The sequence below is a fragment of the Brevundimonas bullata genome (assembly GCF_003350205.1).
GTDB classification, from domain to species: Bacteria; Pseudomonadota; Alphaproteobacteria; order Caulobacterales; family Caulobacteraceae; genus Brevundimonas; species Brevundimonas bullata.
On record NZ_QLLC01000061.1, the window covers coordinates 1 to 8,528 of the forward strand.

An 8,528-nucleotide genomic window follows, 5' to 3' on the forward strand; every position below is an offset into this window, starting at 1 on the left:
GTCACGTCGCCTTCGGCGCCGCGCCACCTCCCCATCGCTGCGCGACAGGGAGGAAAAATCTAAAGCGCCCGCAACCTCGGCTGCGTCTTCCCGGCCAGCAGCAGATGCGTCAGCGCCCAGACCAGAGCATCCGCGCGGTCCGGGCTCTTCGCCCCCGCCGCCTCGCTCCCCAGGGCCATCATCTCTTCTTCCAGCGCCGGAAAGGCGCCGCAGTGAACCACCCGCCCCTGCTCGTACAAGGCGGCCACCGGCTCGGCCCGCGCCTTCTTCGACCGGCTGGCGTGGACCAGCTTGATCTGAACCTCGCAGTCCGACTGCCCCAGCAGGGTCCGCACCATCTCGCCGCCCTGGTTGGCCTCGGCCAGCACCAGGTCGGCGCCGAACTCGCGCGCCGTCTCCGCGACCCGCTGCGCCCATCCGGCGGGCGACAGCCCCCGCGCCGAACGATCCGCCAGCACGTATCCGACCTTGTCCTTGCGCCCCGCGACCACGATGCCGCAGGCGTCGCCATGCGCGCTGGCCGGCGGGTCCACCGCCACCACCGTCCGCTCGAACTTCGCCGGGCGATGGCCGCGCGCCCGCGCCAGATCCTCGGCCCGGAACAGGGCGCCGTCCGCCTCGACGATCAGCCCCTCCATCTCCTGCGCCTCCAGCCGCGTCCCGGCGGAGAGCGCCTTCAGATGGCTCAAAAATCCCGGCGACAGGTTGCCCGCATTGGCCGCCGTCGCCAGCCGCGCCTTGACCACCCCCGGCTCGGCCAGCAACCGCCGCAGCGCCGCGATCGGCCTCGGCGTCGTGGTGATCGCCAGCTTGGGATCATCCCCCAGCCGCAACCCGAACCTCAGGTTCGACAACGTCGTCTCTGGGTGTCTCCACGCACAGAACTCGTCGGCCCAGGCCCCATGAAACTGCGGCCCCCGCAAACTGTCCGGGTCCTCCGCCGAAAAGGCGTAGGCCGCCGAGCCGCTCGGCCAGATCAGCCGTCGCCGCCCCGCCTCCCAGCGCGGCCGGTTGTCGCTCGCCGCCTGCGCCTTCAGCCCCGACGGCCCCTCGACCATGACCTCGCGCACGTCGTGCAGCGCCGGCCCGACCAGAGCAAAGGTCAGGTCCTTTTCCCGCGCCAGCTCGTTCATCCAGAACCCGCCGGCGAAGGTCTTGCCCGACCCCCGCCCGCCCAGCAGCACCCAGGTCCGCCAGTCCCCGTCACGCGACCAGAACTGATCCTCGCTCAACTTCGGCGCCGCCCTGATCCCGGCCCTCAGCGCCCGGATCTTCTCCTCGCGCGGCAGGCTCTCGACCCAGTCCCGCAGCAAGGGACTTGCGTTCGAACCCTCCGACAAGATGATCGACACGGGCGAAGAATTCGGCCTGGAGCCCGGCCAGTTCGGCGTCGCTGACATCACGATCGTCTTCGCTCATTTCATCCTCATCAGGGGTCTTGCGGGCGGGTCGCGACTTCAGCGCCGCCACCGCCTTGGCCGTGCGCGCCAGAACGCCGACGGCCCGCGCCCGCTTCTCGGCCTCGGCCACATCGGCCGGCGCCGGGGCGGCCGCCACTACGGCGATGGCCTGATCGGTCAGGGTCTTGAGCCGGCCGAACACCTCGTCCAGCCAGTCCGCGCCCTGCCCCGCCTCGTCCCCATTTCCCGTCATGCCCAAACCATAGCGGACCAGCGTCCTCAGGCTGGCGAACAGCAGCGAGAACAGATCAATCGCTGGAATTTACCGGGTTTGCGCCCCGCAACTGCGATAGCGGCCGCAGGATGCCGCTCGTTCCTCCCCACTTTGTGGGGAGGGGGACCGCGTAGCGGTGGAGGGGGCGGCGGCGCCATCAATCATTTGGGCGCAAATTCGGACAGGGTGCCGCCGCCCCCTCCGTCATGGCCGCTGCGCGCCCGCGCCACCTCCCCATCGCTTCGCGACAGGGAGGAAAGCACGCGATCACCCCGCCAGCGCCTCGTCCCCGACCGCGCCGTCCGCCGCCATCCAGCGCCCCAGAGCCCCGGCCAGCTCGGGAATCTGGATCGGCTTGGCCAGATGCCCGTCCATGCCCGCCTCCAGGCAGCGCGCCACCTGGTCCGCCTGGACGTTGGCCGTCAAGGCCAGGATCGGCGTGCGCCGCTCCGTCCCCGCCTGCATCCGCCGGATCTCCCGCGTCGCCGCCAGTCCGTCCATGACCGGCATATGCACGTCCATCAGCACCAGGTCATAGGCGCCGGTCTGCATGGCCTGGACTGCCTCGGCGCCGTCGCAGACCGTGTCGATCTCCAGCCCCAACCCCCTCAGGATGGCGCTGACCAGTTCCCGGTTCCCCGGCGCGTCGTCGGCCATCAGGATGCGCCCGTCCGCGACACCGCCCGGCGCCGCCATGTCTTCGTCGCCGCTGGCCAGCCGCCCGACGGCGCCGCCCTGGGCCAAGGGCGTCTCGAACCAGAAGGTCGCGCCCTCGCCCGGCTGGCTGTCGACGCCGATCTCGCCGCCCATGATCTCGATCAGCCGCCGCGAAATCGCCAGCCCCAGCCCGGTGCCGCCGTAAACCCGCGTCGTCGAGGCGTCGGCCTGCGAGAACCGCTCGAACAGAAGCCCGACCTTCTCGGCCGGGATGCCGATGCCGGTGTCCGTCACCGCCACCCGCAACCGCCAGCGCCCATCGGCGTCCGGCGCCCCGCCGACCCGCAGCGTCACCCCGCCCTTGCCGGTGAACTTCACCGCATTGGACAGGAAGTTCAGCATCACCTGACGCAGCCGCCCGGCGTCCCCGGTCAGCACCTCGGGCATGGCCGCATCGACCTCGACCTTGAGGCTCAGACCCTTGCCGACGCACTGCCCCTCGACAATGGCCGCCGCCCCGTCCACCAGGGCCGCGACCTGGAAGGGCTCGGGGTCCATCTCGATCGCATTCGCTTCCAGCTTGGAATAGTCCAGGATGTCGTTGATGACGCCCAGCAGGGCCTCCGACGCCGTGGCGATCCGCTCGACATAGACCCGCTCCTGGGCCGGCAGGGCGTCCGACCCCTGCAATAGACCCGAAAACCCGATCACGCTGGTCAGCGGCGTGCGCAGCTCGTGGCTCATATTGGCCAGGAATTCGCTCTTGGCCTGGGCGGCCTTCTCGGCCCGTTCCTTGGCCTCGATGACCTCGTCCTCCAGCAGCTTGCGCTGGGTCATGTCGCGGATCACCACCACCACGTCGTCGACCTGGCCGTGCTCGTCCCTCAGGGCCTTGAAGGCGGACTCCACCCAGACCGTATGCCCCTGACGGTGCACCGCCCGATGCTCCAGCCGGGTCGGCTGGCCGGTCTTCACCGCCGCGCTGATCGCCTGCAGCACCTGCAGCCGGTCCTCGGGGTGGACATAGTCGGTCGACTGGCCGCTCATGTCCTCATAGGTCCAGCCCAGCAGTTGCTGAATCGCCGGCGAGATATACTTGCTCGACCCGTCCATCTTGACGCGGGTGATGACGTCGCCGGTGTTCTCCGCCAGCAGGCGATAGCGCCGCTCATTGGTCTGGGCCGCGCGCAACAGCCGCTCGCGCTCGGTCACGTCCTGCAAGACGCCGAACAGGGCGATCACCCGTCCCGTAGCGTCCTTCTCGGCGGCCCCCTCGGCGGCCACCACCCGCTCCACGCCGTCCTTACCCAGCAGCCGCAGCTTGAAGCTGTAGCCCTCGCCTGCCTCCAGCGCCCGCGTGACCAGACCCTGGATCTCGACACGGTCCTCGGCGTGATAGTGGCCGAACACGTCGCTGAGGCTCGGGGCGAAGGCGCCCGGCTCGACCCCGTGAATACGATAGATCTCGTCCGACCAGGTCACGGCGCCCGACGCCACCTCATAGCGCCAGCGCCCGACCCCCACCATGTCCTCGGCCAGCCGCAACGTCTCCAGACGCGCCGCCTCCTGCCGCACGGCCTCGGCGTGTTCCAGCAGATCGCCGGCCAGACCGGCCAGTTGGCGCAGCAACGTCAGTTGCGCCTCGGTGGGGGCGGGCCGAGGCTTGACGTCCATGACGCCGATGGCGCCCACCGCCGTCCCGCTTCGATCGCAGACCGTTGCTCCGGCGAAGAAGCGGATGCACGGCTCGCCCGTCACCAACGGGTGGCGTCGGTAATCCGCCCTCGCATGGGTGTCCTCGATCACGAACACCGCCTCCGGGCCCAACGCCGCCAGATGGTGGCTCACGCTCTCCAGCCGGGGCACGCTGACTTCCTCCAGGCCGACGCCGGCCCGGAACACGGCGCGGTCCTCGTCCAGCACGGTGATCATGGCGTGGGGCGCGTCGAACGCGGCGCAGGCGATGGCGGTCAGCCGGTCGAACGCATCGCGTTCAGCCGTGTCCTTCGCTCCTGCTCGCGTAACAACGATCCCCATGCTTCCCCCTTATCCCCCGCACGACGAATTATTCGTTAGCGTCGCCGCCGCGTTCCAGCATCCACTCGGGCGCCTCGAAATCCAGGGCGTCCTCCTCCGTCGCCAGCGCCGCCTCCGAGATGGTCTGGCGCCGGATCGACACCCCCGCCGCATGCACCGTCTCCGGGTCGCCCGAGATCAGCGGATGCCACCAGGCCAGCCCCCGCCCCTCATGCACCCGGCGATAGCCGCACGACGGCGGCAACCAGCGCAGCCCCGCGATCTTGCCGGGCGTCAGCTTGATGCAGTCCGGCACGTGCTCCTGCCGATTGGCGTAGTCCGAGCAAGTGCACTTGTCAGGATCGAACAGCTTGCAGTGCACCCGCGTCGGCACGATCTCGCCGGTGTTCTCGTCCTCGAAGCGAATGACGCAGCACAGGCCGCACCCATCGCACAGGCTCTCCCACTCGGCGGCCGACATCTCCGTCAGCGGTGTTGTTTCCCAGAAGGGTTTCATGCGCCGGGCCTATACGCGCCAAAGCCCGCTTTGTCGCCTTCTCCCTCCCCTTCATGGGGAGGGTGGTCGCGCAGCGACCGGGTGGGGAGGGCGAGGCGATACTGGACGCAGGCTTGATGTGCCGAAGCGCCCCCACCCGCCTGCCGCTTCGCGCCAGCCACCCTCCCCATATAGGGGAGGGAGAACTATTGCTCAGTGCGTCACGCTCTTGGAAAACAGGTTGATCACCACCACCCCGCCCACGATCATCACCAGGCCGACCACCGCCGGCACATCCAGCTTCTGTTTGAACAGAACCAGGCCGATGATCGAGATCAGCACCACCCCCAGCCCGCTCCAGATGGCGTAGGCCAAACCCACCGGCATCTGCTTCAAGGCAATGGTCAGCAGATAGAAGGCCAGGCCGTAACAGAGCGCCAGCCCCGCCGTCGGCCAGGGCCGCGTGAACTGCTGCGACTGCTGCAACAGCGTGGTCCCCAGCACCTCCAGACCGATGGCGCCCAGCAGCGCCGCCCAGGTCACGGGGTTCATGCCTCGCCCGCCTCGGCCAGCAACACCCCCGGCGTCAGCAACGACAACAGAGCCTTCCGCTGCTCCGGCGACACCTCATGCGTCCCGAACAGGTCGCTCATCCACAAACCGTCCGCGATCAGCCGCAGCATCAGGGCGTCGTCCTTGCCCGCCGGATCGACCGGATCGTCCTCGGCCAGGGCCCGCATCGCCGCCCGCCAGCGCACGATCAGCCCCGGCTCGACGGCGCAGGCAACCAAGGCCGCCCGGCCGATGCTGACGTCGCGCTCCGTCACCGGGTCGTTGACCGTCGCCCGCAGATAGGCCCGCGCATTGCGGCCATAGGGGTTGGGATCGCGCCCCGCCTCTTCCAGCACCTGGGCCGTCATCTCCCCGGCCAGATGGTCGATCACGCCCTCCAGCAAGGCCGGCTTGGTCGGGAAGTGATGCAGCAAGGCGCCCTTGCTGAACGGCAGGCGCGCGACCACCGCGTCCAGCGTCAACCCCATCGCCCCCTGCTCCGCGGCGACCTCTATGGCCATGTCGATAATCTCGGCCCGGGTTGCTTCCGGCGCGCGGCGGCGTGTCTGAGCGTCCATATCGCTCCATTACCGTCCAACTGGTATGTAATCAAGCGATGGCCTGACGGTCCCCCCCGGTCTATAGGGGCGGCCCTCCTTCCCTTTGCCGATCGCATTGTCTTCATGGCCGCTCGCCCCCCTCTCGTCGCCCTCAAGGACGTCCGTCTCCAGGACGGCCAGCGTCCGCTGTTCGACGGCGTCGATCTCGCGGTTGAACCGCGCACCCGCGCCGCCCTGGTCGGGCGCAACGGGGCCGGCAAGTCGACCCTGATGAAGATCGTCATGGGCCTGATCGAGCAGGACTCGGGCGACCGCTCGGTCCAGGCCGGCACCCGCTTCGCCTATGTGCCCCAGGAGCCCGACGTTCAGGGCGAGACCCTGCTGGACTACGCCTCGTCCGGCGGCGCCGAGCGCTGGACCGCCGAAAGCTGGCTGGCCACCTTCGGCCTCGACCCGGAAAAATCCGCCGTCGGCCTTTCGGGCGGCGAGACCCGCCGCGCCGCTCTCGCCAAAGCCTTCGCCGAGGAACCCGACGTCCTGATGCTGGACGAGCCGACCAACCACCTCGACATCCTGGCCATCGAACTGCTGGAGAACGAGCTGGTCCAGGCCCGCTTCGCCGTCCTCGTCGTCAGCCACGACCGCGCCTTCCTCAACAAGGTGACGAACACCGTCCACTGGCTGGAAAACCGCCGCGTCCGCACCCTGAACAAAGGCTTCGACGCCTTTGACGAGTGGTCCACCAAGGTCATGGAGGAGGAGGCCGAAAGCCTGCGCCGTCTGTCCAAGACCATCGAGCGCGAGACGGCGACCTTCTACTCCTCCATCACCGCGCGCCGCAGCCGCAACGAAGGCCGCGCCCGCTCGCTTCAGGCCCTGCGCAGCGAGCACGCCGAACGGGCCAAGGACCAACCGCGCGAGCTCTATCTCGGCGTCGATTCCGGCGTCACCTCGGGCAAGCTGGTGGCCGACCTCAAGGGCGTGTCCAAGGTCTTTGGCGACCGCACCATCTTCAAGCCCTTCACCACCCGCATCATCCGCGGCGACCGGCTGGCCATCGTCGGCCCCAACGGCGCAGGCAAGACCACCCTGGTCAAGGTGCTGCTGGGCGAACTGACCCCCGACGAGGGCACGGTCAAGCTCGGCTCCAACCTCGAACCCGTCTATCTGGATCAGTCGCGCGAGGGGCTGAAGTCGGACATGACCCTGTGGGACGCCCTGACGCCCGGCGGCGGCGACAGCATCATCGTGCGCGGCTTCTCCAAGCACGTCGCCGCCTACGCCAAGGACTTCCTCTTCTCCGAGGCCCAACTGCGCCAGCCGATCTCGACCCTGTCGGGCGGCGAACGCAACCGCCTTCTTCTGGCAAGGGCGTTGGCCAAGCCCGCCAACATGCTGGTCCTCGACGAACCGACCAACGACCTCGACATGGACACCCTCGACAAGCTGGAAGAGCTGCTCGAGACCTATGACGGCACCCTGATCCTGGTGTCCCACGACCGCGACTTCGTCGACCGTCTGGCCACCTCGACCATCGCCATGAACGGGCGCGGCGACATCGTCGAAACCCCCGGCGGCTGGACCGACTTCATCCGCCAGAACCCCGGCTTCCTTCAGCCCGGCGCCAATCCGCGTCCGCAGGACAAGGAGGCCGCCGACCGCGCCGCCGCCAACCCCGCGCCGGCCGCAGCCGTCGCCGTCAAGAAACCCGGCAAGCTCTCCTTCAAGGACGCCCACCGGCTGAAAGAACTGGAAGCCCTGCTGGAAACCCTGCCCAGCCAGATCGCCAGGCACGACGCCATCCTGGCCGACCAGTCCCTTTACACCCGCGACCCCAAGGCCTTCGACGCCGCCATGAAGGCCGCCGACAAGGCCCGCGCCGACCTCGAAGCCGCCGAACTGGAATGGCTGGAACTGGAAGAGAAGCGCGCGGCGCTGGCGGGGTAGGTCCGCGCTGCCCGCATCCTCGACAAGCGGACTGGCGGAATGTCAGCTAGGGGTGGAAAGCGGACGTTCTAACTGGCGAAGCGGGAGAGCAGATACTGCCCGAAACCGGCAGCAGCGACCACACTATTGCCGTTCGTTCCTAGCAAAAAGACAGGGCCGTCCTCGCCCTGTTGCAGACAATAGTAGCTGCCGTCGCCGCTATCGCCGACGATGATCATGTTGTGGGGGATTGAGCCCCTCTCACGTTCTTCAATCGTAATCCAGACCGCGTCAGGGACTGGTCCGTCGAAGGGCTCTTCAATGATGCCGTAGACTTCCGCCGAGCCGAAGCTTCCTGCGCCCAGGCGTTCAACAAATCGCCGGTAAGAAGGAGGTAGCGAACCGCCGAGAGCGAGCTCTGCCTGGACGATCAGCTTCTCGGGGCGCGGCCCAGCAAAAAACGCTCGGTCAGGATGCTTGGCGACAATAGCCAAGGCTGAATCGATGGTCGCTAAGGTCATTGGGGCACCTTAGTTGCGGCCCAGCGAGTCTGCTATGGGTGGAAGGCTGAAGTCAGCTTTGCGATATCTGAAAGGGTGTCATCTGATCCCGCAGCCGCGCCCAGCGGCCTGTTCGGAAGGCAGTCA

General features: G+C 68.3%; 8 protein-coding genes. 1 reads left to right on the top strand and 7 read right to left on the bottom strand.

Annotated elements, in window-relative coordinates:
• Positions 1-59: 59 nt before the first annotated feature.
• The 6 genes from DXK21_RS15995 to DXK21_RS16020 all read right to left on the bottom strand — a co-directional run bounded on the left by DXK21_RS15995 (position 60) and on the right by DXK21_RS16020 (position 5,973).
• Positions 60-1,232: a DNA-packaging protein gene (locus tag DXK21_RS15995; protein WP_245945256.1), complete on the bottom strand. Its 1,173-nt coding sequence runs from the start codon at positions 1,230-1,232 to the stop codon at positions 60-62.
• Positions 1,204-1,653, bottom strand: a complete 450-nt coding sequence (locus tag DXK21_RS16000) for a hypothetical protein (protein ID WP_114818760.1) — start codon at positions 1,651-1,653, stop codon at positions 1,204-1,206. The genes DXK21_RS15995 and DXK21_RS16000 overlap by 29 nt, the downstream gene beginning before the upstream one ends.
• Positions 1,654-1,941: 288 nt before the next feature.
• On the bottom strand, positions 1,942-4,368 hold the full coding sequence (locus DXK21_RS16005) for a PAS domain-containing protein (protein WP_114818761.1): 2,427 nt from the start codon (positions 4,366-4,368) through the stop codon (positions 1,942-1,944).
• A gap of 28 nt (positions 4,369-4,396) precedes the next feature.
• Positions 4,397-4,864: a YcgN family cysteine cluster protein gene (locus tag DXK21_RS16010; RefSeq protein ID WP_114818762.1), complete on the bottom strand. Its 468-nt coding sequence runs from the start codon at positions 4,862-4,864 to the stop codon at positions 4,397-4,399.
• Positions 4,865-5,056: 192 nt separating this feature from the next.
• Positions 5,057-5,395: a DMT family transporter gene (locus DXK21_RS16015; RefSeq protein WP_114818763.1), complete on the bottom strand. Its 339-nt coding sequence runs from the start codon at positions 5,393-5,395 to the stop codon at positions 5,057-5,059.
• Positions 5,392-5,973, bottom strand: a complete 582-nt coding sequence (locus DXK21_RS16020; protein ID WP_114818764.1) for a TetR/AcrR family transcriptional regulator — start codon at positions 5,971-5,973, stop codon at positions 5,392-5,394. The genes DXK21_RS16015 and DXK21_RS16020 overlap by 4 nt, the downstream gene beginning before the upstream one ends.
• A 105-nt stretch (positions 5,974-6,078) precedes the next feature.
• On the opposite strand from DXK21_RS16020, the gene DXK21_RS16025 reads away from it, so the two are divergent.
• Positions 6,079-7,902, top strand: coding sequence for an ABC-F family ATP-binding cassette domain-containing protein (locus DXK21_RS16025; protein WP_114818765.1), 1,824 nt, complete (start codon positions 6,079-6,081; stop codon positions 7,900-7,902).
• Between the two features lie 68 nt (positions 7,903-7,970).
• On the opposite strand, the gene DXK21_RS16030 is transcribed toward DXK21_RS16025, so the two are convergent.
• Complete coding sequence (locus tag DXK21_RS16030) at positions 7,971-8,402, bottom strand: SMI1/KNR4 family protein (protein WP_114818766.1); 432 nt, start codon at positions 8,400-8,402, stop codon at positions 7,971-7,973.
• Positions 8,403-8,528 lie beyond the last annotated feature (126 nt).